Annotated in this window: 30 protein-coding genes; 5 read left to right on the top strand and 25 right to left on the bottom strand. The window is 70.7% G+C overall.

The window, feature by feature from the left end; all coding sequences use genetic code 11:
* Positions 1 to 37 precede the first annotated feature (37 nt).
* Genes IW245_RS36165 through IW245_RS36155 form a run of 3 tightly spaced genes read right to left on the bottom strand, consistent with a single transcriptional unit; the run spans position 38 to position 1,319 of the window.
* A complete protein-coding gene (locus tag IW245_RS36165; RefSeq protein ID WP_197007188.1) occupies positions 38 to 769 on the bottom strand; it encodes a PD-(D/E)XK nuclease family protein in 732 nt (243 codons plus the stop codon).
* Entirely contained in the window at positions 766 to 1,089 is a 324-nt protein-coding gene (locus IW245_RS36160) for a hypothetical protein (RefSeq protein WP_197007187.1), read from the bottom strand. Before IW245_RS36160 ends, IW245_RS36165 begins: the two co-directional genes overlap by 4 nt.
* Positions 1,086 to 1,319: a LexA family protein gene (locus IW245_RS36155; protein ID WP_197007580.1), complete on the bottom strand. Its 234-nt coding sequence runs from the start codon at positions 1,317 to 1,319 to the stop codon at positions 1,086 to 1,088. Before IW245_RS36155 ends, IW245_RS36160 begins: the two co-directional genes overlap by 4 nt.
* A 397-nt stretch (positions 1,320 to 1,716) precedes the next feature.
* On the opposite strand from IW245_RS36155, the gene IW245_RS36150 reads away from it, so the two are divergent.
* The gene (locus IW245_RS36150) at positions 1,717 to 2,517 is read left to right on the top strand and encodes a helix-turn-helix domain-containing protein (RefSeq protein WP_197007579.1); all 801 of its coding nucleotides are present in this window, start codon (positions 1,717 to 1,719) and stop codon (positions 2,515 to 2,517) included.
* Between the two features lie 230 nt (positions 2,518 to 2,747).
* A complete protein-coding gene (locus IW245_RS36145; protein ID WP_197007578.1) occupies positions 2,748 to 3,245 on the top strand; it encodes a hypothetical protein in 498 nt (165 codons plus the stop codon).
* Between the two features lie 56 nt (positions 3,246 to 3,301).
* Here the strand turns inward: IW245_RS36145 and IW245_RS36140 are convergent, their stop codons facing one another.
* From IW245_RS36140 to proS, 15 genes are all read right to left on the bottom strand, one after another.
* Positions 3,302 to 4,414, bottom strand: coding sequence for a tyrosine-type recombinase/integrase (locus tag IW245_RS36140; RefSeq protein WP_307788946.1), 1,113 nt, complete (start codon positions 4,412 to 4,414; stop codon positions 3,302 to 3,304).
* Between the two features lie 426 nt (positions 4,415 to 4,840).
* Positions 4,841 to 5,251, bottom strand: a complete 411-nt coding sequence (locus tag IW245_RS36135) for an NUDIX hydrolase (protein WP_231399052.1) — start codon at positions 5,249 to 5,251, stop codon at positions 4,841 to 4,843.
* Between the two features lie 228 nt (positions 5,252 to 5,479).
* Complete coding sequence (locus tag IW245_RS36130; RefSeq protein WP_197007576.1) at positions 5,480 to 5,791, bottom strand: DUF2469 domain-containing protein; 312 nt, start codon at positions 5,789 to 5,791, stop codon at positions 5,480 to 5,482.
* An 88-nt stretch (positions 5,792 to 5,879) separates the two neighbouring features.
* Positions 5,880 to 6,536 (bottom strand): ribonuclease HII, encoded by a 657-nt coding sequence (locus IW245_RS36125; RefSeq protein WP_197007575.1) that lies wholly within the window; start codon positions 6,534 to 6,536, stop codon positions 5,880 to 5,882.
* Complete coding sequence (lepB, locus tag IW245_RS36120) at positions 6,533 to 7,177, bottom strand: signal peptidase I (protein ID WP_197008864.1); 645 nt, start codon at positions 7,175 to 7,177, stop codon at positions 6,533 to 6,535. Before lepB (IW245_RS36120) ends, IW245_RS36125 begins: the two co-directional genes overlap by 4 nt.
* Positions 7,177 to 7,968, bottom strand: coding sequence for a signal peptidase I (lepB, locus tag IW245_RS36115; RefSeq protein WP_197007574.1), 792 nt, complete (start codon positions 7,966 to 7,968; stop codon positions 7,177 to 7,179). The genes lepB (IW245_RS36120) and lepB (IW245_RS36115) overlap by 1 nt, the downstream gene beginning before the upstream one ends.
* A gap of 139 nt (positions 7,969 to 8,107) precedes the next feature.
* On the bottom strand, positions 8,108 to 8,467 hold the full coding sequence (gene rplS, locus IW245_RS36110) for a 50S ribosomal protein L19 (protein WP_197007573.1): 360 nt from the start codon (positions 8,465 to 8,467) through the stop codon (positions 8,108 to 8,110).
* A gap of 82 nt (positions 8,468 to 8,549) precedes the next feature.
* On the bottom strand, positions 8,550 to 9,311 hold the full coding sequence (gene trmD / locus IW245_RS36105; protein WP_197007572.1) for a tRNA (guanosine(37)-N1)-methyltransferase TrmD: 762 nt from the start codon (positions 9,309 to 9,311) through the stop codon (positions 8,550 to 8,552).
* Positions 9,308 to 9,823 carry a ribosome maturation factor RimM gene (gene rimM / locus IW245_RS36100; RefSeq protein ID WP_197008863.1) on the bottom strand — a complete coding sequence of 172 codons (516 nt, stop codon included), beginning with the start codon at positions 9,821 to 9,823 and terminating at the stop codon, positions 9,308 to 9,310. The genes trmD and rimM overlap by 4 nt, the downstream gene beginning before the upstream one ends.
* 70 nt (positions 9,824 to 9,893) lie before the next feature.
* Positions 9,894 to 10,154: an RNA-binding protein gene (locus IW245_RS36095; protein ID WP_372445288.1), complete on the bottom strand. Its 261-nt coding sequence runs from the start codon at positions 10,152 to 10,154 to the stop codon at positions 9,894 to 9,896.
* Positions 10,126 to 10,617, bottom strand: coding sequence for a 30S ribosomal protein S16 (rpsP, locus tag IW245_RS36090; RefSeq protein WP_197007571.1), 492 nt, complete (start codon positions 10,615 to 10,617; stop codon positions 10,126 to 10,128). Before rpsP ends, IW245_RS36095 begins: the two co-directional genes overlap by 29 nt.
* Positions 10,618 to 10,772: 155 nt before the next feature.
* Positions 10,773 to 13,346, bottom strand: coding sequence for an ABC transporter substrate-binding protein (locus IW245_RS36085; protein WP_197007570.1), 2,574 nt, complete (start codon positions 13,344 to 13,346; stop codon positions 10,773 to 10,775).
* A 124-nt stretch (positions 13,347 to 13,470) separates the two neighbouring features.
* Positions 13,471 to 14,520 carry a WD40/YVTN/BNR-like repeat-containing protein gene (locus IW245_RS36080; RefSeq protein WP_197007569.1) on the bottom strand — a complete coding sequence of 350 codons (1,050 nt, stop codon included), beginning with the start codon at positions 14,518 to 14,520 and terminating at the stop codon, positions 13,471 to 13,473.
* A gap of 16 nt (positions 14,521 to 14,536) precedes the next feature.
* Complete coding sequence (locus IW245_RS36075) at positions 14,537 to 15,079, bottom strand: ribonuclease FAU-1 family protein (protein WP_197007568.1); 543 nt, start codon at positions 15,077 to 15,079, stop codon at positions 14,537 to 14,539.
* A 244-nt stretch (positions 15,080 to 15,323) separates the two neighbouring features.
* Positions 15,324 to 16,730, bottom strand: a complete 1,407-nt coding sequence (proS, locus tag IW245_RS36070; protein WP_197007567.1) for a proline--tRNA ligase — start codon at positions 16,728 to 16,730, stop codon at positions 15,324 to 15,326.
* Between the two features lie 179 nt (positions 16,731 to 16,909).
* Here proS and IW245_RS36065 point away from each other — a divergent pair, with 179 nt between their 5' ends.
* Complete coding sequence (locus tag IW245_RS36065; RefSeq protein ID WP_197007566.1) at positions 16,910 to 17,668, top strand: choice-of-anchor D domain-containing protein; 759 nt, start codon at positions 16,910 to 16,912, stop codon at positions 17,666 to 17,668.
* Between the two features lie 233 nt (positions 17,669 to 17,901).
* Here IW245_RS36065 and IW245_RS36060 read toward each other — a convergent pair whose 3' ends face one another.
* Complete coding sequence (locus tag IW245_RS36060; RefSeq protein ID WP_197007565.1) at positions 17,902 to 18,981, bottom strand: amidohydrolase family protein; 1,080 nt, start codon at positions 18,979 to 18,981, stop codon at positions 17,902 to 17,904.
* Positions 18,982 to 19,061: 80 nt separating this feature from the next.
* Positions 19,062 to 20,588 carry a signal recognition particle protein gene (gene ffh / locus IW245_RS36055; protein ID WP_197007564.1) on the bottom strand — a complete coding sequence of 509 codons (1,527 nt, stop codon included), beginning with the start codon at positions 20,586 to 20,588 and terminating at the stop codon, positions 19,062 to 19,064.
* 143 nt (positions 20,589 to 20,731) lie between these two features.
* Between ffh and IW245_RS36050 the strand changes: the two genes are divergently transcribed.
* Positions 20,732 to 21,601 (top strand): amidohydrolase family protein, encoded by an 870-nt coding sequence (locus IW245_RS36050; protein ID WP_197007563.1) that lies wholly within the window; start codon positions 20,732 to 20,734, stop codon positions 21,599 to 21,601.
* On the top strand, positions 21,598 to 22,038 hold the full coding sequence (locus tag IW245_RS36045; RefSeq protein WP_197007562.1) for a hypothetical protein: 441 nt from the start codon (positions 21,598 to 21,600) through the stop codon (positions 22,036 to 22,038). The genes IW245_RS36050 and IW245_RS36045 overlap by 4 nt, the downstream gene beginning before the upstream one ends.
* A 69-nt stretch (positions 22,039 to 22,107) precedes the next feature.
* On the opposite strand, the gene IW245_RS36040 is transcribed toward IW245_RS36045, so the two are convergent.
* From IW245_RS36040 to IW245_RS36020, 5 genes are all read right to left on the bottom strand, one after another.
* Positions 22,108 to 24,351, bottom strand: coding sequence for a [protein-PII] uridylyltransferase (locus IW245_RS36040; protein ID WP_197007561.1), 2,244 nt, complete (start codon positions 24,349 to 24,351; stop codon positions 22,108 to 22,110).
* Positions 24,341 to 24,679: a P-II family nitrogen regulator gene (locus tag IW245_RS36035; RefSeq protein ID WP_197007560.1), complete on the bottom strand. Its 339-nt coding sequence runs from the start codon at positions 24,677 to 24,679 to the stop codon at positions 24,341 to 24,343. The genes IW245_RS36040 and IW245_RS36035 overlap by 11 nt, the downstream gene beginning before the upstream one ends.
* A 2-nt stretch (positions 24,680 to 24,681) precedes the next feature.
* Positions 24,682 to 26,031 carry an ammonium transporter gene (locus tag IW245_RS36030; RefSeq protein WP_197007559.1) on the bottom strand — a complete coding sequence of 450 codons (1,350 nt, stop codon included), beginning with the start codon at positions 26,029 to 26,031 and terminating at the stop codon, positions 24,682 to 24,684.
* A gap of 214 nt (positions 26,032 to 26,245) precedes the next feature.
* The gene (locus IW245_RS36025; protein ID WP_197007558.1) at positions 26,246 to 26,518 is read right to left on the bottom strand and encodes a WXG100 family type VII secretion target; all 273 of its coding nucleotides are present in this window, start codon (positions 26,516 to 26,518) and stop codon (positions 26,246 to 26,248) included.
* A gap of 12 nt (positions 26,519 to 26,530) precedes the next feature.
* The gene (locus IW245_RS36020) at positions 26,531 to 26,845 is read right to left on the bottom strand and encodes a WXG100 family type VII secretion target (RefSeq protein WP_197007557.1); all 315 of its coding nucleotides are present in this window, start codon (positions 26,843 to 26,845) and stop codon (positions 26,531 to 26,533) included.
* Positions 26,846 to 26,884: the final 39 nt, after the last annotated feature.

The raw sequence follows: 26,884 nt of genomic DNA, 5'->3' as shown, positions 1-26,884 counted from the left end.
CAGTTGTTCCGCCCCGAATGGACGGTCGGGCGGTGGGCTACGGTGCGGATGCTCCGGGGCATCCGGTCGCGTCCGGCGTGCTGCCGGGACGCCAGAACGGGCACCATGTGCACGTCGGCCCGGGTTCAGCCGGGAGGCTCGCGGGGTCAAGCAGCCGGGACAGCTCGGCGACCCCGGCCAGGCGGGCGAGCGCGTCGGCGGCGAGTGCGTCGTCGTACGGCTCGCTCCACACGTGCAGTCCGTCGAGCCACCCGGACCGGGGGTAGCAGGCCAGGGCGACCCGGCGCACCTCGTGCCCGGCGCGGGCCAGCCCGTAGGCGTACAGGTGGATCTGTGTGCGGTACTGGTCGCCCGGCCCGTCGCGCTTGATGGACTTGAGCGAGTCGGCGCCCAACACCTTGTGATCGATCACGGTGCCCGTCTGGGTGTCGAACAGATCGACGGTGCCGCTCATGGTCGGGGTGACGGCGACGCGCTGCTCGATCAGCCAGCGCTCACGGTCAAGCTCGCGGTTGTGCCGGGCGAACGCGTCGGCGAGCCAGGCGTGTACGGCGGTGCCGACGATCGCGGGCCAGGGGTCCGAGCCGGCGTTCACATGTTCGGTGCCCGCCAGCTCGTACCCGACCCGGCGCGCGCACGGGTGCCCGGCGCTGCTCGGGCCGATGCGGCGTTGCCGCGACCGGGGTGCCCCGGCGGAGGCGGCACGCACAACCCCCTGGATCGTCGAGCCGAGCGGGTCGGCCCCGGCAGGTGGGGAGAACAGGCTCACTCGATCGCCTCGCCCTCGACGAGGGAGAACCGGCGGCGTTCGGTGACGTTGGTGCACTGCTCGACCAGTGCCGCCGGACTCAGTAGCCGCAGCTTGGCCATGTCGACCCGGCGCTCGACGTAGCTCGTGTGGCGCACAACCGGGCGGCCGGCGACGGTGCCGACATCGGAGTCGGCGAGCCGGGCCTCGATCACGCGCCGCAGCTCGGCGGCGGCGTCGGCCCAGCGGTCGGCCTCGGCCCTGAACTTGCGGTACGCCTCGACCGTCGCGGCCAGGTCGTCGAGCGCGACGGGCTCGGGCTTGAGTCGGTAGTCGGTCACAGCGCCACCGCCGTACCGAGGTCGGTGAGCACCAGCGACCGGGACCGGCCGTAGTCGCGGCGGACGTATCCGCCGTTGGCCAGGCGCCGGAGGTGGTAGTCGGTGGTGGTCGTCGACAGGCCGGTCGAGGCGGCGACCTCGCGCAGGCTCGGCGGGTACCCGTGCGATCGGGTGTACCCGGCGATGGTGGCGAGCACCTCGCGGCGGGTGTCGGTGAGTAGCTCGATCACGTGAGCCCCTCCACTTTGAAGTTGTAACGATCAGGTTTAAATTGAAAACGGCGGACACGGTTCAACTCGCCCACCGCTTCGCGCGCCTCGGCCCGGCGCGACCGGGCTGCCGACCTGAAGTCGGGCGAGGGCGGCCCGCTGGCGAGGCGGGCTGATGATGCAACGCTGTGGAGTTCTCAAAGGTCAGGCGCCCTGGCGGCTTCCTCGAACCTACGTTCGGGCGCCCCGATGGTCAACACTTTAAGATCACCTGTTAACGATTCAAACTGAAAGGCTTAGTGCGACCGTTCGAGACGCGGCTCACTGTGGACTAGGGGCGGCGGTGTAGAAAGAGCGGTGCGGGAGAGCGACCCGTACATACGGAAGGACACAGACCCATGCTGACCTGGGCGCATGAATGCTGACCCTGGCCGAGCTGATCGCCGAGTATCAACAGCGCCACTCCCCGGAGGCACTGACGGCGACGCTCGGCGGAGACGTGAAGGGGCTGCGCAAGCTCCGCGACGGCGAGAACACTGAGTTCCCGCTCCCTGCCACCATTCGGGCGCTCGCCGACGCGCTCGGCGTCACCCAGCTCGGCGCGGTGCGCGCCACGGCGCAGGGGGTCGGCATCGACATGGGGCTCGCCGAGACGCCCTGGCGCACACTCGCCGCAGAGTTGCCGCCCGAGGTCGACGAGATACCCGACGCGCTGCTCGGCGCCATCCTCGATCTGGCCTGGGAGCTTGTCGCGGTCGGGCTGGGCGTCGCGCGGTATGAACCAGCCCCCCCGCCCTACGGCGCGCACCCGCCGCCGACGCTCGCGGCGCTGATCGCCACCCTCAGAGCCGGGCGGACGCTCGCCGAGATCGCCCGCGAGGTCGGGGTCAACTCGCCGACGACAGTGCACCGACTCGCCAAGGGCGAGAACTCGGAGTTTCCCCGGGTCGCCACGATCAAGGGCCTCGCCCGCGCACTCGACGTGGCCCCCCGTGAGATCGTCCTCGCCACGGCGGCAAGTCTGGGCTTTCCCGTGTACGAGGGTCCGCAATCGGAGTGGGCCCGGCGACTACCGCCCGAGGTCGACGAACTGCCCGAGCCGAGCCGCGAGGCGATCCGGGCGGCGGTGCGCGCGGCGCTGTCACTCACGTACGGGACACCAACACACAAGGCGCCCGATAACGTCCGATCCATACTGGACCGACTAGGTAAACCATAGTGCGTCCGTTTGTCGAGCATGTGAACATGTACCGCCCTCAGCCGAACGGATTGATCTTCCGTTCAGCGTGAAGATTGCGTGTGCAACGACCGTTGCGGGTGGGTCGTTCCTGCGAATCTTCGCCAAGCTGGGGGCGGTCCCGTATGCTCGGGACCTTCATTCGAACGCTTGTTCGAGTGATGGGCCGGGGCGGCGTCGTTTGCGCTGCTCCGGGGACGGAGGATCAGGAAATGGAGCTTTTCAGTCACGACCACTACGACCCGATGCGCGTAGCCGGTGCGCACCGCCGTCACATCCTGTGGGTGCCGGGACTCTCGGCCCACCGGGCGCGCTACGCCCCGAGTGAGGGTGTGTACCTGATGCCGGCTGAGTGCGACTCGGTGACGTTCATCGACAGCCTGACGCACGCGCAGGCGCGCGCCGAGCTGGCCGGCGCTGCGGTCCCCGATCTGGCCACAGCGACCGCGCGGCTCGCCTCGGCGCGGCTCATCCCGCTTGCCGAGCTGGCCGTCGCGCTCGTCGCGGGAGGCGGCGGCATCGAAGCGGCGGCGCAGGTGCTCGGCGTGCTGCCGTCCACCGTGCGGGCGCGGGTGGACACGCTCACCCTCCGGGAGCGCCGCACCCTCGACACACTGACCATAGAGGCTCGACGCGACCGCGGGGGCCGCGTGAGGGCTGAAGAGCATCTATTAGCCGCAAGGTTTGGCGTCCCCCTGGCCGTGTCGTAACCTGAGCGCGGCCCCGGGTGAATACCAGTCATCCGGGGCCGCTTCGTCAGGTCTACCTAGGCCGCGCGCCGCCAGGTGTCCAGGTCCACCACGTCGGCGCCCTTGGCCGCGACGGGGGCGTCGTACATCCGCTGGCCAGCCAGCAGCCCGCGCAAGCGGTCCTTCTGGGTGTCGACGCCGATGTACGCCATCGTGGTTGAGATCTGGGCGTGCCCGAGCAGGGTTTGCACCATCACGAGCGCGTCATCGCGGCCGTGGTCGCGCAGCCGCTCATACAATGCCCGCGCCGCCGACCGGCGCAACGTGTGCCCGCCCACCCAATCCAGTTCAGACCCCGAGTAGCCGACCGCGCGGGCGGCGGCCTTGACCGCCTTACCGATCCCAGCCCGCCCTAGCGGCGCAGCAGGGTCGACCGGCCACCCGGGAGTCATCTTGGTAGCCCCCGGCACTCCGCGCAGCCCACGGGGCATCTGAGGCGATCCCAGGGTTAGGCGCGCCGGCAGCAGGTACCAGCCCGGCGACAGCTTGGTCACGCCCATCGCCCGCTTGTACCACTGGAAGTAGTCGACCAGCTCGTCGCGCAGCTCGGCACACATCGGCATCGTCAACCGCTGGTGAGTCTTCTCGACGAGTAGCTCAATCTCCAGCCGCGCGAAATCGACACTCTCGACCCGGAGCATCGCAGCCTCAGCGGGCCGGCAACCCAGGTAGGAGCCCAGCGCGCACGCCATCCGTTCGACCGGATGCCGAGCCCCGGCGGCGGCGAACACCTCGGGCAGACGAACGGCGGGAATTTGAAGCATCTTGCGGGCGGTTGTCTTCTTCGAGTATTTCAACTCGGCGACCGGATTGAAGCTCGGCGACACATACGACCGAGACGACCGCATCCACTCGATGAACATGCCCAGCGACGCGCGGTCGCTGTTCAGGCTGCGCTGCGACTTACCCTTTCGCCGCCCGCCGAGATGCGCGTCGCCCTGTTCGAGATCCTGCAAACACAGATCAACGTGACGAACCGACAAGTCAGTCGAGCTGATGTTCGCCGCAACGACCAGCAACCGCGACAGGGTGTACCGGCGGTGGCGCTGCGTCGATGCCGCGAGTCGAGAGAACAAGCTCGACGACGTGTACTCGTCGATCGCCTCGGCGAGGGGGATGGAGTAGATCACTGGTACTGCCCTCCGGGTGACATACTCCCGCGCCATCCTGGCCCCCGCTTCCCTATTCAGTTGGATAACCACCCACCTCACACTACATCTAGTACAGATGCTCTAGATCATCACTAGATCTAGTAGTGCGTGGTTGTGTGGACAACCACCCGGCCTGTGGACAACCCTCAGCAGGTCAGTGCCAAAGCACCCTCAGACGTGTGCTGACACCTCGCGCACACCGCGACCAGGGCTCCCCGTTCGGCTACGCGGCAAGCTGTTCTCCGCCGTCGAGGTCGATGTGCACGGCGATGCCTTCGAGTGCCAGCGGCGGAGGATTCGACGACGGCCCAGCAATCCGGCCAGCGACGTGGCCAGCGTTGTCACCGGCGATCCGGCCGGCACGCCCGGGGCCGAACCGGTCACCATCGGCGGACACCGCCCCTGTCAGACCCCGCGCCCCGGGCCGGCGTGCCGTGCAGCCCTCAGCCGGGGCAGGATCGCCATCGCCGACGGCGTCAGCGGGCTCGGCAGTTCACCCAGGTCATACCACTGGACGGTGGAGATCTCGACCCGGTCGGGCACCGAGGGCACACCCTCCACCGACTCCGCGACGAACGCGTGCGCCCGGAAGCGCGCCCCGCCCGGATAGACCAGGTCATCGACGGAGACCCGGTCGCCGACGGTCACCGTCAGCCCGGTCTCCTCGAGAACCTCACGGACCGCCGCCTGCGCCAGCGTCTCGCCCGGCTCGACCTTGCCACCGGGCAACCCGAAGAACCGCGGGCCGTAGTTCTGATGGACCAGCAGCACCCGCTCGGCGCTGTCCCTGACGATCACCACGGCCGTATCCCACATGACCGCCATTCTCCGGAACCACCAGCCGGTCTGTCCGACCCGTCACCGGACAAAACCCGCCGGCCCACCATCCGGGCCGCTGCGAGCCCCCTGCTCAGGCCCAGCCCCAAACGCACAACCTGATCCCGGACGGCCCCGAACCTAAACCCACGACTACGCCCCGGTACGCCAGCGCCCAGACGCAGAACGACCCGGACCAAAGGCCCGGGTCGCCACACCACCCAACAGCTAGATCTCACTAGGCAGAGAGATATCCGGCTTCTCCAGCTCCTCGATGTTCACGTCCTTGAACGTGACCACCCGGACATTCTTCACGAACCGCGCCGGCCGGTACATGTCCCAGACCCACGCGTCCTGCATCTCCACCTCGAAGTACACCTCGCCGTCGCCGTTGCGCACCCGCAGGTCGACCTGGTTGGCGAGGTAGAAGCGGCGCTCGGTCTCCACGACGTAGGAGAACTGGCGGACGATGTCGCGGTACTCCCGGTAGAGCTGCAGCTCCATCTCGGTCTCGTACTTCTCGAGATCCTCAGCACTCATCGTCCACCGCCGTCCATGCCGACATTCTCACTCACGTAGCCCCCTGATCGCGCGTCGACCCCCGACGCCACGCCGATCGTGGCACCGTTTAGGCGCTAACGTAACTTTTGTCCGATACCCGGGCCACGTTCGCGTAGGAGCGTCGGTGCTCCGGACACGGCCCGTGGCGTTCGAGTGCCGCCGTGTGCACCGGGGTCACGTAGCCCTTGTGCACCCCGAAACCGTACTCCGGGAACCGGGAGTCGAGGTCGACCATGATCCGGTCCCGGGTGACCTTCGCCAGCACGCTCGCCGCCGCGACGCACGCGGCCACCTGGTCGCCCTTCCAGACCGCCAGCCCGGGGATCCCCGTGCCGTCCACCCGGAAGCCGTCGGTCAGCGCGTAGTCCGGCCGCAGGTCCAGGCCCGCGATCGCGCGGCGCAGGCCGGCGATGTTGCAGACGTGCAGGCCGTAGCGGTCGATGTCGGCGGGCTCGATGATCACGACGGCGTAGGACACGGCGTGGGCGAGCACCTCGTCGAACACTCGGTCGCGGGCGGCGGGGGTCAGCAGCTTCGAGTCGGCCAGGCCGGGCACGGGGGTGCCGCCGAGGACCGCCGCAGCGGCCACCAGCGGGCCCGCGCAGGCACCGCGGCCGGCCTCGTCGGCCCCCGCGACCGCCGCGAAACCGCGGCGGTGCAGGGCCTTCTCGAGGGCGTAGAGCCCGCCGTCGCGGCGGATGACCCCACGGGCTGGAGACATCATGACGGCGGGTCGGACACCTTGTCGTAGGAGTCGGGCACGGACAACCACCTCGCTCTGTCGAACGGCCAGAACAGGACGAAGGCCCTGCCGACCACCGAGTCCACGGAGATCGTGGCCGTCGTCGCGTCGTGGCTGCTGCGCACGTAGTGCTCGCGGGAGTCGCCGGAGTGATAGCGGTGGTCGCCCATCACCCACAGTCTGTCCTTCGGCACGACCACGTCGAACGGGTCCGGGCTGGAGTCGCGCTCGACTCCCGGCTGGTCGTAGACGTAGGACGACTCATCCAGCGGCACGCCGTTGATCATGATCTGGTTCTTGTCGTTGCAGCACACGACATGGTCGCCGCCGACCCCGATGACGCGCTTGATGAAGTCCTTCTCGTCCGGATTGCTCCGCCAGCCCTGCGGGGCCTCGAAGACGATCACCTCGCCGCGGTGCGGGGAACGGAAGTCGTAGACCAGCTTGTTGACCAGGACGCGGTCGTCCTTGACGAGAGTCATCTCCATCGACTCGGACGGGATGTAGAACGTCTGGAGCACGAAGCCGCGCACCAGCAGGGCCACGACCACGGCCACCACCAGGAGGAACGGCAGCTCGCGCCAGAACGATCCAGAACTCTTCTTACTGGTCTCCTCGGCAATCACCAAGGGAGCCTACGTCCCCGACGCCGTGCTGTGTGCACCGACACCGCCATGCTCGGAATTAACAGACCCATACCCAAGGGAGCCATGGCCACCCGACGTGGTTCCAACCGGAGGGCGTTCAACTTCGGTACCTCGGAAAAGGTCTTCGGCACAGACAGCGAATCCCACCGGCCCACCGGCCACGCGATCACGAACGCCCTGCCAATGATCTTGTCGATCGGCACCTGCCCGTTACATCGGGAGTCCTGCGACACGCCCCGGTGATCGCCCATCACGAACACGTGCCCGGGCTGCACGGTCAGTTTGACGAACTTGCGGGCCCTGCACTCCTGGCCGGGGATCGGATCCTGCAGCGGCGAGTTGTCCGCGACGTAGGGCTCGTCGAGGCCCTTGCCGTTCACCGTGACCCGGCCCTCGGCGTCGCAGCAGGCGACGACGTCCCCCGGTACCCCGATGATGCGTTTGATGAAGTCCTTCTCGCTGGGCTCGCTGAACCCGACGAGGTCGCCGAACCCGCGCCCGATCCGACCGAACAGACCTGACGAGGTCGGCGCCGGCACCACCTCGGGGGCCCACTTGTCCGTGCCCCGGAAGACCACGACCTCGCCCCGCTCCGGCTGCCACAGGTCGTAGACGACCTTGTTGACGAGCACCCGGTCGCCGATCTGCAGCGTCGGCTCCATCGAGCCGGACGGGATGAAGAACGCCTGCACCAGGAACGTGCGCAGCAGGACGGCCATGCAGAACGCGATGATCAGGAGCAGGGGCATCTCCTGCCACCACGGCATCTGCTGCCGCCGCTCCTTGATCCGTTGTCTGATGCTGGCACGGCGATCGCCCCCGGGTTCACGTGAACCACGGGGGCGATCAAACGGTCGTTCGGGCTCCCTCACGGGAGAGAGCCTATGTCAGACGATCTCGAAGCGGTTAGCTGACCGGCTTCGGGTCGCGACGCTCCTTGATCTTGGCCTTCTTGCCGCGCAGCTCGCGCAGGTAGTAGAGCTTGGCCCGACGGACGGCACCGTAGGTGACGACCTCGATCTTGTCGATCACCGGGCTGTTGACCGGCAGGGTCCGCTCGACGCCGACGCCGAAGCTGACCTTGCGGATGATGAAGGTCTCCCGCAGGCCGGCGCCCTGGCGGGCGATCACGACGCCCTGGAAGGCCTGGACCCGGGAACGGTTGCCCTCAACGACCCGAACAGACACCTTGAGCGTGTCGCCGGCGCGGAAGTGCGGGATGTCAGTCCGCTGAGACTGGGCGTCTAGGGTGTCCAGCGTGTTCATCGCTGCTGCTTCCCTCGTGCTCAAGGCGCGCATAGGCGCGCGGGTCGGTCAATACGGTTTGGGGCTGCCAGAAGCAACCCCACTACTCTGCCACATCCTGGGCTGATACCTGAAATCCGGCCTCGGACAAGGTGGCGAGATCACGCTTGTCAAGCGTGTCGTAACACTGTTTCAGCAGGTCAGGCCGCTGCTGTGCCGTACGTAACAGCGCTTGGTCACGCCGCCATCGAGCAATTTTCGCATGATCCCCCGAACGGAGAATCTCCGGGACCCCATGCCCGCGCCATTCGGCCGGTTTCGTGTACATCGGCGCCTCTAGCAGGCCGGCGGCGTGCGACTCCTCCAGCAGCGAGTCCGCGTTGCCCAGCACGCCCGGCAGCAGCCGCGTGACGGCCTCCAGGACCACCAGGACGGCCACCTCGCCCCCGAACAGCACGTAGTCGCCCAGGGACACCTCCTGGACCCGGCAGACCCCGCTCGCGTGCGACAACACCCGCTGGTCGATGCCCTCGTAGCGCCCGCAGGCGAAGACGAGATGCTCCTCGAGAGCGAGCTCGTGCGCCATCGCCTGGTCGAACCGCCGCCCGGCCGGGCTCGGCACGAGCAACAGACTGGACGGGGTCAGCACCGTGTCCAACGCCTGGCCCCACGGCTCCGGGCGCATCACCATGCCGGGGCCGCCGCCGTAGGGCGTGTCGTCCACCGTGCGGTGCACGTCGTGGGTGAAGTCCCGCAGGTCCGTGGCGCGCAGGTCCAGCGCGCCGGTGCCCCGGGCCTTGCCGATCAGGGACAGCTCCAGCGGGGCCAGATAGTCCGGGAAGATCGTGAAGACGTCGACTCTCACAGGTCGAACAGCCCGCCGGGCGGGGTCACCACGACCTTGCCGCCGGCCACGTCGACCTCCGGCACGATCGAGGCCACGAACGGCACCAGCGCGTCGTGGGTGCCCGGACGGCGGACCACGAGCTGGTCGTGCGCCGGGCCGTGGATGACCCGGCTGACCTCGCCGATCTTCTCGCCGTCGACCATCACGGCGAGCCCGACCAGCTGGTGGTCGTGGAACTCGTCCGGGTCGTCGATCTCCGGCAGGTCCTCGACCTCGACGCCGAGGAACACGCCCCGGAGGCTGTCGGCCGTGTCGCGGTCGTTGACCTCCTCCAGCGCGAGGAGCAGGCGGGCCTTGCCGGCCGTGGTGTGCTGCCGCGCGTACTCCAGCGTCAGCGGGCCGCGGGCCACGGGGTCGGTGGTGAACACCGTGCCGGGCACGAAGCGATCCTGGGGGTCGTCCGTGCGGAGCTCCGCGACGACCTCGCCACGGATCCCGTGCGGACGGATGATCCGCCCCACAATCAACAACATCGCCTGAACTCCTGCCACAAAAAGAGAAGTGGCGCCGGGCTGACACCCGACGCCACCTTGAATTTCCCTAGTACGCGTCGACGATCTCGACCCGGACCCCACGGCCACCGATCGAGCCGACGACGGTGCGCAGCGCGCGGGCGGTGCGCCCACCCCGGCCGATCACCGTGCCCAGGTCGTCGGGGTGCACCCGGATCTCCAGGCGCGCACCGCGCCGGGAGTCGACCATCCGCACCCTGACGTCGTCAGTGTGCTCGACGATGCCCTTGACCAGGTGCTCCAGCGCGGGGCGGAGCACTTCAGGCGTCCGCGCCTGCGTCCGCAACAACGGCCTGCTCCTCGGTCTTGGTCTCAGCCTCGACGGCCGGGGCGGCCTCGGCCTTGGGGGCCTCGGTCTTCTCGGCGGCCTTCTTGGCCGGCTTCTTCTCAGCCTTCGGGGCCTCGGCGAGACCGGCGGCGACCTTCGACTCCGCCTCGTACGCGGCCTTCTTGTCGGCGCGCGGGGCGGCGACCTTCAGCGGCGCGGGGGCCTCGAGACCCTTGAACTTCTGCCAGTCGCCGGTGAGCTTCAGCAGCGCCAGGACGGGCTCGCTCGGCTGCGCGCCGACACCCAGCCAGTACTGCGCCCGCTCGGAGTTGACCTCGATCAGCGAGGGCTCCTCCTTCGGGTGGTAGATGCCGAGGAACTCGATCGCCTTGCCGTCGCGCTTGGTGCGCGAGTCGGCGACGACGATGCGGTACTGCGGGTTGCGGATCTTGCCCATCCGCAGAAGACGAATCTTTGTAGCCACGGTAGAACTGCTCCTGAGCGGTAGCTTCGGTTGAGTGGCTTCGCGCCCGTGGGGTTGGGCGCTGGCTCCTCGGGTGGACTGCCGCCGTGCCGGGGTTAGAGGGCGCCGACACGACAGTGTTACCAGCCGACCATTCTGCCAGACTCCCCCGGGTTTCACTCCATCGGGCAGCCCCTGGCCGCCGGGTGGGCGTCGTCGAGCGTGCCACACTGCCATTCCAGCGTGGGCCTGGGTTGCCCGACCTGGGCGAGCATGACAAGAACAACCTTGTTTCTGGGCACTTGTCCGGTAGCGGCGTGCGAGTAGTCGATCAGGCCACTCGCGCCCACGAAGGGCCTGGGGTCCCCGATCCGCCAGATCCCCCACCGCACCTCCCCCGGGCTGACCGGGATCCGCGCGCCCCGCTCCTGGATCCGGGACACCGCCTGCGCGACGACCATCACCGCGTCGCGGCCGATCAGCGCCCGGCCGTCGAGCGCGTCGTCGCACTGCCGGGCGAACAGTTCCTGGTAGAGCTGGTAGAACCGGGCCGGCTGGCAGCCCGTGGGCCCGCCGCCGGCCGCCAGCGCCGCGCTGCTCGCGAACGACAGGTAGCGCAGCTCGACGTTCGGGAAGCCGACCAGCTTGCCGTCCAGGACGAACCGGGTCGCGTCGTCCCCGGCCAGGATCCGGACCCGCTTCGACGGACAGCTCTGCGACAGGCCGCTGAGGAACTCGCTCAGCTCCGCCTCCCGGCCGGCGAAGAACGGCAGGCTGTCGCTGCCACAGGCGTCGATCCCGCGCTGGGCGGCCGTGGGCAGGGGCAGGGCCGGGGCGGCCTCCGTGCGGTAGCGGCCCTGGCCGGGCAGCTCCACCGCGAGCCCGGCCTTGGCGAACGCCTCCTCCGCGTCGTGGGCCAGGTTGGAGCTGTAGGAGTCGTCGGGGTCGCCGGACGCGTACACCCGGATGGTCGTCGCGTCGAGTCTCGTTCTCGCGAAGGCCGCCGCGACCGCCGCCTCGCGCAGGTTGGCCGGCCCGACCTGGTGGTAGAGCGGGTACAGGCCCGGCAGTTCGTCGTCGGAGGTCACGCTGCCGACCATCGGCAGGCCGGCGGCCTGGAGCCGGCCCATCGCGACCCGGGTCGGGGCCAGGCTCTGGCCCATGCCGGTGACGGCCACCACCCCGGGGCGGGCGGCGACCAGGTCGGCGACGAGGGGGGCCTGGCCCATCCGGTACCCGGCGTTGGCGATCAGGACCCGGATCGGGGTCCCCGACTCCACGAGTTCGCGCTGGGCGACCGCGACGCCCTCCAACTCCTCGCGCGCGCCCCTGAGCAGGGCCCCGCTGGGGCTGGCCACGGAGATCGCCGTCATGTGCGCGATCGTCACGTAGGGCCGGCCGCTGCCGGTGATCTCGGCGTTGCGGGCGCCGATCGTGGCCTGCACGGCGCGGAGCCGGTCCGCCTCCGCCCGCCGGACCCCCAGGTCCGACTGCGCGCGCCCCTGCGACAGATCAAGATCATTCACAAAGGGGTACGTCCCGTCCGACACCCCCACGCACTCGCGCCCCACCGTGAGCACGTCGACCCCGGCCACCGGCCCGGCCAGCCCGCAGTGCTCCGCGGACCAGGTCCGCCGGTCGCGCAGCCAGGAGCCGCCGACCCCGCCGATCAGCACCACCGCCAGCACCCCGGCGACGGTCGGCCACACCCAGCCGGGCCACAGCCGGCGTTCCCGCAGCGTGAAGGGCACCTCTGCCGTGGGCACGGTCGCGTCGGGCACCACGAGGGTCTCGATCTCGTGCCCGTCCACGCCGTTGTCGAGCTGCTGGCGGAGCGCCGGCGCACCGATCGCCAGGTCGCCGGCCGGGCCGTCCGGCGGGCCGGCGTCCGCGACGAGCAGCAGCAGCGGGTCGGCGGGGACGGCCCGGCGCTCCTCCAACAGGGCACGCAGCAGCCGGGGCCCGACCGGTGCGGCCGTCAGGTCGTCGATCAGCAGGGCGACCGGCCGGCGCCGCCACCGGGGCCGGGTCCAGCCGGCCAGCCGGTGGGTGGACGCGGCGGTCAGGTCGGCGAGGAACGCCGCGACCAGCAACTGTTCGACCTGGACCGGGTGCCGCTCCACGTGCCGGGCGTTGCCGAGCTGCCGACTGAAGCCGGTCAGGCCCGCCGCCCCGGCCGGGTTCAGGTACGGCTGGGTGGTCAGCCACCGGGCATGCCTGCCGAACCGGGACACCAGCGCGGCGGCGAGCGCGGTCGCCGGGGTGATCAGGGCCCCGACCAGGACCTTCAGCCACTCCTTCGGCACGGCCTCCTTCGCCTGGTCCACCGCGCCCAGCCACCGGACCAGCCTGCGCCGGAGCCGGTCCCGGTTCGCCGCGTCGGCCGTCCCGTCCCGGGGCAGCGGCTGCAGCAGGTACTCCACCAGCTGGTGCCGGCGGAACCGCAACCGGCCGCCCGAGGCCCGCGCCCCGGCCAGCAGTTCCACGATGTGCGCGAGCACGGCGCGCAGGTCGTCGCCGTCGGCGGCCGTGAGCTGCAGCCGCGCGGTCGGGATCCGGCCGGAGAACCGCAGCTTGACCCGGTCGAGCAGGTCGGCGTTCGCCGGGCCCCGGACGAGGTGCACGACGGGCATCCGCCGCCGCCACCGGCGCCAGCGCAGGTTGGGCGGCGGCGCGGACAGGCTGCCTAGCAGGTCCATCAGCTCGGCGGCGCCTTCGAAGGCCGGGAGCGTGTCGCGCCGTGTCGTCATGGATCCATGATGGACGATGCGGGGCGCTGTCAGTGGTCGGGCGGTGACGGACGGCCGCTTGCTGCCAGCCCCTACCCGCGAAACGGCCGCCCCGGGTGGGGCGGCCGTCGTCGTGGAACGGGGGTCAGTGCCGGACGACCAGGCGCGCCGCGCGCCCCTGCTCGCCGGAGGCCCAGGTGTACTGGCCGTCCGCCGTCGACACCGCGTCGAAGCTGCCGGCGTCGAACGCCTTCCACGTGATCCCGTCGAAGGAGTAGTCGCTGCCCGTGGGGCCGACGGCGATGTACTCCTCACCCGTCCACACCGCGCCCGAGCGGTAGCCCTTCGGCGCGGTGTCGGTGACCTCCGTCCACGTCGCGCCGCCGTCGTGCGTCACGGCCAGCAGCTGGCCGGCCCGGTTCGGCTCGGCGAAGTCGCCGCCGATCGCGATGCCCTCCGTCGCGGTGCGGAACGCCACGGAGAAGATGCCGGCCGACGGGATGCTGCGCAGCGGGGTGTTCGCCACGGTCCAGGTGCGCCCCTGGTCGGTCGAGTGGAAGACCCGGGCGAACTCGGCGCCGCCGGTGGCCATCCAGTAGTCGTCGCCCCGGGCCACGAGGCAGGTGCCCGACGCGGCGAACCCGCCCTCGCCCGGCAGCGCAGCCGGCATCCCGGCCGGGTCGACCACGGCCCACGACCGGCCGCCGTCGGAGGTCGAGATGATCCGGAACGTGCCGTCCACCGGGTCGGACATCGCCAGGCCGTGCTGGCGGTCACCGAAGGCGACGCAGTCGTAGAACGCGTTCTCGTCGGCGTTCTGGAAGGACTTCGTCCAGGTCTTGCCGGCGTCCGAGGTCACGTACACCCGGGAGTCCTGGCCGGGGCCGATCGACAGCGCCACTGCGTTGCGCGCGTCGAACGCCTCGATGTCGCGGAACTGCAGGGCGTCCACCCCGGCGGGGCCGACCGACTGCCAGGTGTGCCCGGCGTCGACGGTGCGCAGGATCTTGCCCTGCGAGCCGGAGGCCCAGGCGATGTGGGAGTTCACGGCCGCCAGGCCGCGCAACCGCGACGTCGTCGGGGTGGAGTTCATCTCCCAGGCGTAGCTGCGGTGGGGTGCGGCTTCAGCGGCCACACCGGATGCGAGAACCATGCTGACTCCGGCTGCGGCGGTCACGACGATCTTCTTCATCATGCAATCGGAAAGTACTCTAAGGACGGAGGTCGGTCCACGTTCCGTCGAACGGGAACTCGCCCGCCTCGATCAGTTTCACGACCCGGTTCCCTTCCGCCCGGATCTCGGCGGCCTCCTCAGCCGACCAGAACCGGGGGTCGCCCGTCTTCGCTGCGAAGGACTCCTCGTCCTTCCACGACCAGGTGCGGTCCGGCTCCACCCAGATGTCGAGCTCCTGGTCCACGACCTGCGAGCCGTCGGGGCTGCGGGTCTCCAGGTTGACGTACCAGCCGGCGAACGCGCCGTCCGCCTCGAAGAACCACCACACCGCGTGGTTCGCGCCGTGCGGCTGGAAGATCAGCACGCCGTTGCCGAACCAGACGTCGTCCTCCAACGGGAAGCCGCCCTCGGGCCACTCGTCGCGGGGGATGTCCCGCAGCGAGCGCTCCGTGCGGGTCCGCTTCACCGGGGTGCCTCCGGCGAGGGCGACCAGTGGGCCGCGTTCGTCGTCGAGCACCGGGCGGACGGGCAGGATCTGGCAGAGGGCGCTGCCGAAGTACAGGTTGATCTCCGTGGGCATCGGACCACCATAACCAGAAGGGCTAGTGGTGGGACCCGCTGAGGACGACGATGCGCGCGTTGCGGAGAACCCGGCATACAACACCGGTATGCCGGAACCTCCGCGCCTCCGCCTCGACGCCCTCAGCGGGCCAAGACGTCAGATCAAAAGCCAGATCAAGATCATCATTTGTTACGGTGGGGTGTCACCGGCGTGCGACCACCCCGTCGTGGCTGGTTTGCCCAGTAAGGCTGGGCCCCACCCACTAGTAGGAGCGCGCCAGATACGCAATCAAGCCGGGCTCGTCCTGGCTGAGCGGGACGCCGCCGTCCTCGCGGACCAGGCACCGCACGCTGACCGCCGACTGGTTGGCCTTCGCCTCGCCGTCCACGCCGACCTTGTCCCACGCGATCCGGGCGAACCCGGAACCGGCGACCTCGATCGCCTCGTCCAGGGTCGCCGCGTCGGTGGTCTTCGCCGCGCGGGCCACGACGGCCTGGTCGTAGAGCGCCTTCTGGTCGGCCTCGAGCGCGTCGAGCACGGCCTTGGTCACGCCGTCCACGGACACCGGGGTCTTCGAGCCGTCGGTGCGCCGGGCGATGGTCACGTTGCCCTCGGCGATGTCGCGCGGGCCGATCTCGATCCGGATCGGGTAGCCCTTGAGCTCCGCGTCCACGGCGCGCCGGCCGAACGGGGTGTCGGTCCGGTCGTTGACCTGCACCCGGACCCCGGCGGCGCGCAGCTCGGCGAGCACCCGGTCGGTGGCCTCGGCCACGCCGTCGCCGTCCTTGACCACCATGACGTACGCCTGGATCGGGGCCAGCTTCGGCGGCACCCGCAGCCCGTTGTCGTCGCCGTGCACCATGATCAGGCCGCCGACCATCCGGGTGGACACGCCCCACGAGGTCGTCCACGCGAACTGCTGGCCGCCCTCCTTCGCGGAGAAGGAGATGTCGAACGCCTTGGCGAAGTTCTGGCCGAGCTCGTGGCTCGTGCCCATCTGCAGCGCCTTGCCGTCCCCGGTCTGGGCTTCCAGGGTGTACGTGCTGGTCGCGCCAGCGAACCGCTCCCGGTTCGTCTTGCGGCCCACGGTCACCGGGATGGCGAGCACGTTGACCATGAAGTCCTCGTACACCTCGTGCAGGATCCGGCGCGCGTAGTCGCGGGCGTCCTGCTCGTCGGCGTGCGCGGTGTGACCCTCCTGCCAGAGGAACTCGCTGGTGCGGAGGAACACCCGGGGGCGCATCTCCCAACGGACCACGTTCGCCCACTGGTTGAGCAGCAGCGGCAGGTCCCGGTAGGACTGGGTCCACTTGGCCATGAACTCGCCGATGACCGTCTCGGACGTCGGCCGGACCACGACCGGCTCCTCGAGCTTCTTGCCGCCACCGTGCGTGACGACGGCCAGCTCGGGGCTGAAGCCCTCGACGTGCTCGGCCTCACGCTTGAGGTAGCTCTCGGGGATGAACAGCGGGAAGTACGCGTTCTCCGCGCCGGTCGCCTTGATCCGGGCGTCGAGGTCGGAGACCATCCGCTCCCAGATCGCGTAACCGGTCGGGCGGATCACCATCGTCCCGCGCACCGGCCCGTTGTCGGCCATCTCGGCCTTGGAGATCAGATCCTGGTACCAGCGGGGAAAGTCTTCCGCCCGGGGAGTGAGCACACGCGCCATGGGCACCGATCCTAGTCGCGGGCCCGGAACGCCGCCCGCCGGCCCTTTTTCAACTACTTATAACCGATAAAGGGTACTAAGCGGAGAATGATCCGTACACTCGGGCCCGAGAGGCACCCAATTCGGTACGGGAAGTTGCATACCTCGCGCAGCCCCGCACACATGCTCCGAGGAGAACAATGAGGACACGCACGTCCATCCTTTCCACCCCCGCCACAGTGGCCGGCACCGTCGGACTGCTCGCGGCCCTGGTCGCGTTCGCGGTCACGACCGGCACCGCCCAGGCCGAGGCACCCGTCGAGTCCGCGCCCCAGGCGGCCGCGCCCGTGGCCGCCGCCCCGATCGAGCTCGCCGCGCCCGGGGTCAGGGCCGCGCCGATCGTCGCGCTCAACCCGACCAGCAAGGACTTCGGCGGCCAGGCCATCGGCACGACCAGCGCCACCCAGACGTTCACGGTCACCAACACCGGCAACGCCCCGTACAACATCACCGCGGTGACGATCGGCGGGACCAACGCCGGTGACTTCCTGATGAGCGACGACATGTGCACCGGGATGTCGGTGCCCGGCCCGGCCGGTAGCTGCACCGTCAAGGTCGCGTTCAAGCCCACCGCCGGCGGACCGCGCACGGGGACACTCACGGTCACCGACCAGTCGCCGGCCGAGCACATCCGGACGGCGACCCTGAAGGGGTGGGGCAAGGTGAAGATGACGCACTCTCCGTCGCCGTCCCCGTCATCCTCCCCGTCGCCCTCGCCGTCTCCTTCGCCGAGCGTGACCGCCTCGCCGAGCGCGCCGGTGTCCACGCCGCCGACCACGCCGGAGCTGCCGGTGACCGGTGGAGGCCCGTTGGTGCCGACGCTGCTGGGGGTGGCCGGGTTCCTGCTGGTCACCGGGTTCGCGTTGCGGCGGCTGACGAAGGCACGCAAGGCGGCGTAGGTCGGATTCGCCGGCGGGGCGGGGGCGGTTGGGGGTCCCTGCCTCGCTGGTGAGGTCGGAGATTCGGGGAGGGCGCCGGTGACGGCGCCCTCCCCGGACGCGTTCGGGGCCGTCATCGGGCCGGGCCCGATGACGGCCGCTTCGGGCTGAGCCGCCCCGTCGGGCCGAGGGTCGCACCGTGTGGCTGAGCGGCCCGGAAGGGGGCGCTGTGGCGGCGGTGCGGAGCGCCGCCGCTACAGGAGGACCCTGCCCCGCAGAATGATGCGTCGCGGCTCGCGGACCGTGGACAGGTCGCGGCGGGGGTCGGTCGGGTACACCACCAGGTCGGCCAGGCCGCCCTCCACCAGGCCGGGGAAGCCCAGCCACTCGCGCGCCTTCCACGACGCGGCCGCGAGCACGTCGACGGCGCTCATCCCCGCGCGTTCGTGCAGGAGCAGCATCTCCTCGGCGGCCAGCCCGTGGCTGATCCCGCCGCCGGCGTCGGTGCCGATGAAGATCTGGACGCCGGCCTCGTACGCCGAGGCGACCACCGAGGGGAAGTCGCGCTGGAGGCGGCGCATGTGCGCGGCGTACACCGGGAACTTGCCGTCGGCCTGGCGGGCGATCCCCTCGAACGTCTCAATGTTGATCATGGTGGGGGTCAGGGTGGTACCCCGGGCCGCCATCTTCGCGATCAGGTCCAGGGACAGCCCGGTGCCGTGCTCCACCGAGTCCACCCCGGCGTCCACCAGGATCTCCACGGCCTTCTCGTCGAAGGTGTGCACCGCGACCCGGGCCCCGGCCGCGTGCGCCTCGGCGACGGCCGCCCGCATCACGTCCGCGTCCCAGGAGGGGGCCAGGTCGCCGGTCTCGCGGAGGATCCAGTCCCCGACGATCTTCACCCAGCCGTTGCCGGCCGCCGCCTGCTTGCGCACCCCGGCCAGCAGGGTGTCGGCCTCGTGCTCCTCGCCGACGCCCCGCAGGTAGCGCTTGACGGGGGCCAGGTGCTGGCCGGCACGGGCCAGGCGGGGCATGTCCTCGGCGTCGTCCAGCTCGGCGTACGGGAACGGCGAGCCCGCGTCCCGGATCGCCAGCACCCCGGCGTCGCGGTCGATCGCGGCGAGGCCGCGCGCCTCTTCGAGGGAGCCGACCGGGCCGCCACCGGGGCGGATGCCCGGGTGGCAGTGCGCGTCGACCAGGCCGGGCAGGATGAAACCGCCGTCGACCACCGTCGTCGCGTCGGGGACCCGCTCGAAGGTGACCCGGTCGCCGACCAGCCACAGGTCGCGGACCTCGTCGTCGGGCAGGACGACACCACGCACATGAAGCGCCATGGCCCCAATCTAGCGGCCACGAACGGGAGAAGGCCCCGGCCGGCGCGCGGCGGGGACCTTCTCACCGTACGAAAAAAGCGTTATTGATCTTTCTTGAACTTGTTGAAGTCGATCTTCGGCAGCTTGAAGCCCTGGTCGGGCAGGCCACCGGCCGGCGGCATCGGGGGCATGCCCGGGGGCAGCGTCGGCATCCCGCCGCGGGCCCGGGCGCCGGACGCGCCGCCGCCCTTCTTCTTCGAGTCCTTGCGCTTGTTCTTCTGCGACTTCGTGAAGCTGGACTTGCCTCCCCGGCCGGGCAGGCCCATCATGCCGCCCATCTGGCGCATCATCTTCTGCGCCTCGGTGAACCGGGTGATCAGCTGGTTGATGTCGGTGACGGACGTGCCGGAGCCGTTCGCGATCCGGGTGCGGCGCGAGGCGTTCAGGAGCTTCGGGTCGGTCCGCTCGCCCGGGGTCATCGACCGGATGATGGCGGTGACCTTGTCGAGGTGCTTGTCGTCGACCTCGGCGATCTGGTCCTTCATCTGGTTCATCCCCGGCATCATCGCCAGGAGGTTGGAGATCGGGCCCATCCGGCGCACCGCGAGCAGCTGGTCGAGGAAGTCCTCGAGGGTGAAGTCCTGACCGCCCATGAGCTTGGCGGTCATCTTCTCCTTCTGCTCCTCGTCGAAGAGCTTCTCGGTCTGCTCGATCAGCGAGAGCATGTCGCCCATGCCGAGGATCCGCGACGCCATCCGGTCCGGGTGGAAGACGTCGAAGTCCTCCAGCTTCTCGCCGGTGGACGCGAACATGATCGGCTGGCCGGTGACCTGGCGGACCGACAGCGCGGCGCCACCGCGGGCGTCGCCGTCCAGCTTGGACAGCACGACGCCGGTGATGCCGACCCCGTCGCGGAACGCCTCGGCCGTGGCCACCGCGTCCTGACCGACCATGGCGTCGATGACGAACAGGACCTCGTCCGGGTTCGTCACGTCGCGGATGGCGGCCGCCTGGGCCATCATCTCCGCGTCGATGCCGAGCCGGCCGGCGGTGTCGACGATGACGATGTCGCGCATGTGCCGTTTGGCGTGCTCGATCGCGTCCTTCGCCACCTGGACCGGGTCTCCGACGCCGCTGCCGACCTCGGGCGCGAAGACCTCGACGCCGGCCCGCTCGCCGAGCACCTGGAGCTGCTGGACGGCGTTGGGCCGCTGGAGGTCGGCGGCGACGAGCATCGGCTGGTGCCCGAGGCCCTTGAGATGCAGGGCGAGCTTGCCGGCCAAGGTCGTCTTACCGGCACCCTGCAGACCGGCCAGCATGATCACCGTCGGCGGCTGCTTGGCGAACTGGAGCCGGCGGCCCTCGCCCCCGAGGACCAGGACCAGCTCCTCGTGGACGATCTTGATGACCTGCTGGGCCGGGTTGAGGGCCTTGGACACCTCAGCGCCCCGGGCCCGCTCCTTGAGCTGGAAGATGAAGGACTTGACCACGGGCAGGGCGACATCCGCCTCGAGCAGCGCCATCCGGATCTCCCGGGCGGTGCGGTCGATGTCGGCGTCACTGAGGCGGCCCTTGCCCTTGAGCTGGGCGAAGATGCCAGAGAGCCGGTCGGAGAGCGTGTCGAACACGTCAGGTCATCCCTTGGTGGTGGTTGAATCCGCGTCGCTCCAGACTACCGGCCCGGTCCAGAAACATTCGGGGCGGTCAAAAGCCGCATCTGGTACCGGCCACCCGCCGGCACTTCCGCTGTGACGTGCCTAATAATGTTCCGATGCGCATCCCGTACGAGCGGTACTTCGATCTGCGCGCCATCCCCCAGGAGGGCATGGCGATGGACTCGTACGAGTACCTGAGTCAGGTCACGGCCTCCGCCGTCGAGAACGCCCCGATCTGGGACGCGCACACCCACCTGGGCACCGACACCGACGGCAAGACCCTCGACGCCGACGGACTGCTCGCCGACCTGGCCAAGTTCGACGTGACCGGGGCCGTGGTGTTCCCGTTCAACGACCCCGACCAGGGCGAGGACTTCCACGTCCCCAACGAGCGGATCTTCGCCGAGTGCGCGCCGCACGCCGACCGGCTGCTGCCGTTCATGCGGCTCAACCCGCACGGGCCGTGGGAGGCGGAGTACGAGCTGTGCCTCGCCCGGGGCCACCGGGGCGTCAAGCTGCACCCGCGCGCCCAGGAGTTCGAGATCGGCTCGGACCTGGTGCGCGGCATATACAAGCGGGCCGCCGACGACGGGCTGCCGGTGCTCGTGCACACCGGCTACGGCATGCCGGCCATCTCGCACGACGTCGCCACCGTCGCCGCGGCGCTCCCGCACCTGAAGCTGATCCTCGGGCACGCGTCGTTCATCGACATGCCCCGGGCGCTGCGGGTGCTCAAGCCGTTCCCGAACGTGTACTTCGAGACCTCGGTCGTCCGGGTCTACGACCTCTTCCAGGTCCTCCGCGAGGTCGACCCGTCCCGGGTGATGTACGGCTCCGACAAGCCCTACTCGTCGAGCACCGTGTCCCTGCAGTCGATGGGCATCATGGCGGCGATGGCCGGGGTGCCGGCCGAGCGGATGCCGGACCTGTTCGGCGGCAACCTGCTGCGCGTGCTGGGTCTCTCCGCGGAGGGCGGCCGGGGATGAGGACCACGATCAAGGGCACCGACGTGCACGACGTCTGCCAGGAGGTCGTCGACCGGGGACTGCACCCGGAGAACGTCGACGTCGACCTCGGCGACGGCCGGGTGCTGCCCCTCGTGCTGGACGACCCGGCGCACTTCACGCTGTACGTCCGGCTCTACTCCCGGGCCCTGGCCGCCCGCAACCTGTTCCTGTCCGGCAACATCCGCCGCACCCTGTGGGAGATCGGCGCGGCTCTGATCGCCGCCGACGAGCCGCCCTGCTTCCTGGAGGGCGTCTACCTCGCCGAGATCCGGCTCGCGCTCGCCAACGCCGAGCAGGCGCTGCGCACCGGGCAGACCAGCGCGCTGCACCACGGGCCGTACGCGTCGATGACGATCGCGGAGAACCTCTGCCTGATGCGGCTGTTCCGCCGCCAACTGCACCCGACGCCCCTCTAGAAAGACCTTTGACGGTTACGGTGGGGCCCGACCCGGCGCGCGACGACCGGCCCCACCGGAACGGCCGGCTCAGCCCCCGACCCGGCCGGTGACCGCCTTCTCCACCTCCACGCGCGAGTACTCCCCCACCAGGTAGAACGCGTCCACCGCCGCCGCGCCGTACGTGGCCACCCGCGCCGTGCGCACGTCAGCCCCCGCCTCGGCGAGCGCCGCCGTGATCCGGTGCAGCAGCCCCGGCGCGTCGGTGGCCCGGACCTCCAGGATCGTGGCGTCCGTCGCGTCGTGGCACCAGCGCAGCCGCACCTCCCCCGCCGGGTCCGCCGGTCGCGGCGGTTCGGGTCCGGCGAGCACCGCCCGGCGGAGCGCGTCGAGGAGCAGGCCGGGGGCCGGCGGGTCGCCGTACCGGGGTCGGACCTCGCACTCGACGAGCGCCCTGGCCCCGACCGGCTCCGGACGTCCGGCGGCGTCCGACCCGGCCGCGAGCCCCACCTGCGCCGGGGACACCGCCACCGTCGCGGCCAGCACGTCCAAGCGGTGCCGGGCCAGGCAGCCGGCCACCGCCGCGAGCAGGCCCGGCCGGTCCGGGGCGAGCACGGACACCAGCCCGTCCCGCCAGGTCACCACCGGCAGCGGGCCGCCGGCGAACCGGGCCGGGTCGGGCAGCCCCGGGGCCGGTACCGGGCCGGAGCCCAGGTAGCCGGCCACCCGGCCGACCAGTTCGGCGACGAGTTTGCCCTTCCAGTCCGACCACGCGCCCGGGCCGGTGGCGGCGGCGTCGGAGAGGGTGAGGGCGTGCAGCAGTTCCAGCTGGTCCACGGTGCCCACGGCTTCGGCGACCGGCGGCAGGGTCGCCGGGTCGGCCAGGTCGCGCCGGGTGGCCACGTCGGCGAGCAGCAGGTGGTGGCGGACCAGGTCGGTGATCACTGCCGTGTCGGCGGCGGACAGCCCGATCCGGGCGCACACCAGCGCGGCCGGGGCGACGCCGGCGACGCAGTGGTCGCACTCCCCCAGGCCCTTGCCCAGGTCGTGCACCAGCGCGCCGAGGACGAGCAGGTCGGGCCTGGTCACCTCGTGCGCGTACCGGGCCGCCGTCGCCGCCGTCTCGATCAGGTGCCGGTCCACGGTGTGCCGGTGCACCGGGTCGTACTGCGGCGCGAACCGCACCCGGCCCCACTCCGGCAGCCACCGGGTCACCAGCCCGGCCCTGTCGCAGGCCTCCCACACGTCGACCAGGGCCGGCCCGGCGCCCAGCAGCGTCAGGAACGCGTTGCGGGCCGACGCCGGCCACGGCTCGGGCAGCGGGGGACAGTGCGCGACGAGCCAGTCCAGGGTGCTGACCGCGATCGGCAGCCGGTGGGTCGCGGCGGCGGCGGCGACCCGCAGCGGCAGCACCGGGTCGGGCCGCAGCGCGCGGGCCAGCCGGACCTCGCCCCCGGACTCGACGACGCCGTCGGCCAGCGGACGCCTCGGCCCCGGCTTCCCCGCCCGGCCCCGCCACCGGTCCACGGCCCGCCAGGCGTCGTCGGCCGCGTACGCCAGCGTGCGGGCGTCCTCGGACACCCGGCGCAGCAGCGCCTCCCGGTCCGGTACCCCCAGAAGGGCCGCGACGGGCTCGCGCAGCTCGGCCAACAGCCGGTCGCACCGCCGGCCCGCCGCGTGGTGCAACGCCTCGCGTGTCTCCCGCAGCCGGGCCGCGGCGGCCCGGGCGGCCGGCCGGGGCGTGTCCGCGATCTGCGCGTAACCGATACCTCGCAGGGTGGTCGCGTCCCGCAGCCCGCCCCTGGCCTCCTTCAGGTCGCCCTCCAGCAGGAACGCCAGCTCGCCCCGGTCCCGCCACCGGGCCTCGGTGACCTCGCGGAGCGCGGCGAGCCGGTGCGCGGCCCGGGACTGCCAACTGCCGACCGCGACGCCCCGCAGCCGGGCGGTCAGCGCCGGATCCCCGGCCAGGTGCCGGGCGTCCAGCAGGCCGAGCGCGGCCTTCACGTCCTGTTCGGCGACGGCCAGCGCCTCCTCGACGGTGCGCACCGCGTGGTCCAGGGGCAGTTTCCGCTCCCAGATCGGGTACCAGACCTGGTCGGCGACCGTGCCGATCCCCGGCCAGCCGTCGTGCAGGAGCAGCAGATCGACATCCGGGTACGGCGGAAGCTCCCGCCGCCCGAGGCCCCCCACCGCGACCAGCGCGACGCCGCCCCCGGGTGGCAGGAGCCCCGCCAACCAGCCGTCGAGAAGCTCGGCCCGCTCCTCGACGGCCGCCCCGGCGATCAGGTCCCGCAGGTCCTGACCGCCGGAGGCCGTGGGCCGCTCAGAGGGCATCGAGGCCGTGCTCGCCGGTGCGGACCCGGACCACGTCCTCGACGGGCGTGACCCAGACCTTGCCGTCGCCGATCCGCCCCGTCCGGGCGGCGGTGACCAGCGCGTCGACCACCTTCGCCGCGTCGAACTCGTCGATCACGACCTCCAGGCGGATCTTCGGCACGAACTCGACGGTGTACTCCGCGCCCCGGTACACCTCGGTGTGGCCCTTCTGCCGGCCGTAGCCCTGCACCTCGCTGACCGTCATACCGGCCACGCCGAGCGCCGCGAGGGCCTCCTTGACCGCCTCCAACTGGTGCGGCTTGATGACCGCGGTGATGAGCTTCATGTTCACTCTGCTCCAACCTTCTCGGCCTCGGGCGCCGCCGCCGTCTTCTCGACCTTGGGGGCCGGCGCGATGCCGGCCAGGGCGAAGGCGCTGCCGCCCCCGGTGGTGCTCAGCTCGTACGCGCTCTCCGCGTGCTCGGCCATGTCGATGCCCGCGGCCTCGGCCTCGGGGCTGAGCCGGAACCCGATCGTCTTGTCGATCGCCCAACCGAGCAGCCAGGTGACCACGAACGAGTACCCGCCGACGGCCGCCACCGCGATCGCCTGCTTGCCGAGCTGGCCGAAGCCGCCGCCGTAGAACACGCCGTTGATGTCGCCCGTGCCGCCCGACAGGGTCGTGGCGAACAGGCCGATCAGCAGGGCGCCCACCGCGCCGCCGACCATGTGCACGCCGACCACGTCGAGGGAGTCGTCGAAGCCCAGCTTGTACTTCAGCCCGATCGCCAGGGCGCACACGACACCGGCGATCAGCCCGATCGCGATGGCCCCGATCGGCTCCACGGTCGAACAGGCCGGCGTGATCGCGACCAGCCCGGCGACCGCGCCGGACGCGCCACCCACGGCGGTCGGCTTGCCGTCGCGCAGCCACTCGACCACGATCCAGCCCAGCAGCGCCGCACCGGTGGCGACCTGGGTGTTCATGAACGCCATCGCGGACAGCCCGTTGGCGGCCAGCGCCGAGCCGGCGTTGAAACCGAACCAGCCGAACCACAGCAGGCCCGCGCCGAGCAGCACCATCGGCACGTTGTGCGGCTTGAAGGACTCCTTCTTCGGCCAGCCGACCCGCTTGCCGAGCACCAGGCACAGCGCCAGGGCCGCGGCGCCGGCGTTGACGTGCACCGCCGTACCGCCGGCGAAGTCGAACGCCTTGAGCTTGCTCAGGATCCAGCCGTCCGCGCCGAACACCCAGTGCGCGACGGGGAAGTACACGATCGTGGCCCACAGGCCCACGAACAGCAGCCACGAGCCGAACTTGGCCCGGTCGGCGATCGCCCCGCTGATCAGGGCCGGCGTGATGATCGCGAACATCAACTGGAAGGCCGCGAACGCCAGAACCGGGATCTTGTGCTCGTCGGCGCCCGTCGAGCCGTCCAGGGCCCCGCGCAGCCCGAGGGCCTCGAAGCCGCCGAACAGGCCCTGGTACTTGTCGGTGGTGAACGCGATGCTGTAGCCGTAGGCCACCCAGAGCACGCTGACGAGTCCCACGGTGGAGAAGCTCATCATCATCATGTTGAGGACGCTCTTGCCTCGGACCAGGCCGCCGTAGAACAGGGCGAGCCCCGGCGTCATCAGCAGCACCAGGGCGGTCGAGGCGAGCACCCAGGCGGTGTCACCCGCGTTGATCGGCGGCATGCGCCGCTCCTCTCGTAGCCAGTCGTCCGGCCCAAGGGGGGCGACACTGCCCTGCTGCCGGCTGGCTGAAGCTAACCGGGCGGGTGTTTCGCGCGCGGAGCCTGATCGGTTTCGACCAGGTGACGTGTTGTTTCCGGAGTGTTACCGGTCTGGACAACCGTCGCGGGACCCACCGCGACGGTCCCGGCCACGGACGGCCGGGACCACGCCAGCGTCAGAACAGCTTCGAGTTGCTGGCCTCGGTGTTGATGTAGTTCTCCCGGGCGAGACCGACCGCGGCGGCGATCTGGCCGAGCACGCCGTTGAGGTCGGTGACCGCGGCATCCCACGCGCGCTGGTGCTCGTCGTAGGCCTCGCGGTCGGCGCCGTCCCACCGCATCTTCTGCAGGCCGGCGCGCAGGGTGTCGAGCTTCTCGTCGATCTGGTGCGACAGCGTCTTCATCTGGCCCTGGGCGTGCTCGAGGGCGGCGTAGTTGACTTCCAGCATCGGTGTGCCTCCCTATCCGCGGTGCGGGCTCAGTGCCTGGTGGATCGCGTCGACGATCTGGGTGTTCCTCTCCTCGTTGGCGTGGTGCTGCGCGCCGGCCTTGTCGAGGAGGTCCGCGATGTCGGAGAGCGCCGTGAGCAGCTTCCTGGCGTCGTCGTCCCAGCGCTGCATGAGGGTCTGGAAGGCCCCGGCGGCGTTGCCCTTCCACGCCCCGCTGAGGTCCTCGACGACGACGCCCTTCAGCCTGCCGAGCAATCCGTCCACCTCAGTGCGGACATCGCGAACATCGGTGGCGCCGCTGTGCAGAGTGCTGTGCTCGACGTTCATGCCTTGCCCTTGACTCATCACACCCCCAGGTGCAAACCA

Source organism: Longispora fulva, assembly GCF_015751905.1.
Classification (GTDB): domain Bacteria; phylum Actinomycetota; class Actinomycetes; order Mycobacteriales; family Micromonosporaceae; genus Longispora; species Longispora fulva.
Note: the sequence above shows the minus strand (reverse complement) of the source record. Positions and strands in the feature narration are given on the sequence as shown.

Bases quoted from the DNA above. Each gene is read 5' to 3' on its own strand.
- IW245_RS36150 (WP_197007579.1), top strand. From the start codon at position 1,717: ATGCTGACCCTGGCCGAGCTGATCGCCGAGTATCAACAGCGCCACTCC.
- IW245_RS36145 (WP_197007578.1), top strand. From the start codon at position 2,748: ATGGAGCTTTTCAGTCACGACCACTACGACCCGATGCGCGTAGCCGGT.
- IW245_RS36135 (WP_231399052.1), bottom strand. From the start codon at position 5,251: ATGTGGGATACGGCCGTGGTGATCGTCAGGGACAGCGCCGAGCGGGTG.
- IW245_RS36130 (WP_197007576.1), bottom strand. From the start codon at position 5,791: ATGAGTGCTGAGGATCTCGAGAAGTACGAGACCGAGATGGAGCTGCAG.
- IW245_RS36125 (WP_197007575.1), bottom strand. From the start codon at position 6,536: ATGATGTCTCCAGCCCGTGGGGTCATCCGCCGCGACGGCGGGCTCTAC.
- lepB (WP_197007574.1), bottom strand. From the start codon at position 7,968: ATGCCGTGGTGGCAGGAGATGCCCCTGCTCCTGATCATCGCGTTCTGC.
- rplS (WP_197007573.1), bottom strand. From the start codon at position 8,467: ATGAACACGCTGGACACCCTAGACGCCCAGTCTCAGCGGACTGACATC.
- IW245_RS36085 (WP_197007570.1), bottom strand. From the start codon at position 13,346: ATGACGACACGGCGCGACACGCTCCCGGCCTTCGAAGGCGCCGCCGAG.
- IW245_RS36080 (WP_197007569.1), bottom strand. From the start codon at position 14,520: ATGATGAAGAAGATCGTCGTGACCGCCGCAGCCGGAGTCAGCATGGTT.
- IW245_RS36075 (WP_197007568.1), bottom strand. From the start codon at position 15,079: ATGCCCACGGAGATCAACCTGTACTTCGGCAGCGCCCTCTGCCAGATC.
- proS (WP_197007567.1), bottom strand. From the start codon at position 16,730: ATGGCGCGTGTGCTCACTCCCCGGGCGGAAGACTTTCCCCGCTGGTAC.
- IW245_RS36065 (WP_197007566.1), top strand. From the start codon at position 16,910: ATGAGGACACGCACGTCCATCCTTTCCACCCCCGCCACAGTGGCCGGC.
- IW245_RS36060 (WP_197007565.1), bottom strand. From the start codon at position 18,981: ATGGCGCTTCATGTGCGTGGTGTCGTCCTGCCCGACGACGAGGTCCGC.
- IW245_RS36050 (WP_197007563.1), top strand. From the start codon at position 20,732: ATGCGCATCCCGTACGAGCGGTACTTCGATCTGCGCGCCATCCCCCAG.
- IW245_RS36045 (WP_197007562.1), top strand. From the start codon at position 21,598: ATGAGGACCACGATCAAGGGCACCGACGTGCACGACGTCTGCCAGGAG.
- IW245_RS36040 (WP_197007561.1), bottom strand. From the start codon at position 24,351: ATGCCCTCTGAGCGGCCCACGGCCTCCGGCGGTCAGGACCTGCGGGAC.
- IW245_RS36035 (WP_197007560.1), bottom strand. From the start codon at position 24,679: ATGAAGCTCATCACCGCGGTCATCAAGCCGCACCAGTTGGAGGCGGTC.
- IW245_RS36030 (WP_197007559.1), bottom strand. From the start codon at position 26,031: ATGCCGCCGATCAACGCGGGTGACACCGCCTGGGTGCTCGCCTCGACC.
- IW245_RS36025 (WP_197007558.1), bottom strand. From the start codon at position 26,518: ATGCTGGAAGTCAACTACGCCGCCCTCGAGCACGCCCAGGGCCAGATG.
- IW245_RS36020 (WP_197007557.1), bottom strand. From the start codon at position 26,845: ATGAACGTCGAGCACAGCACTCTGCACAGCGGCGCCACCGATGTTCGC.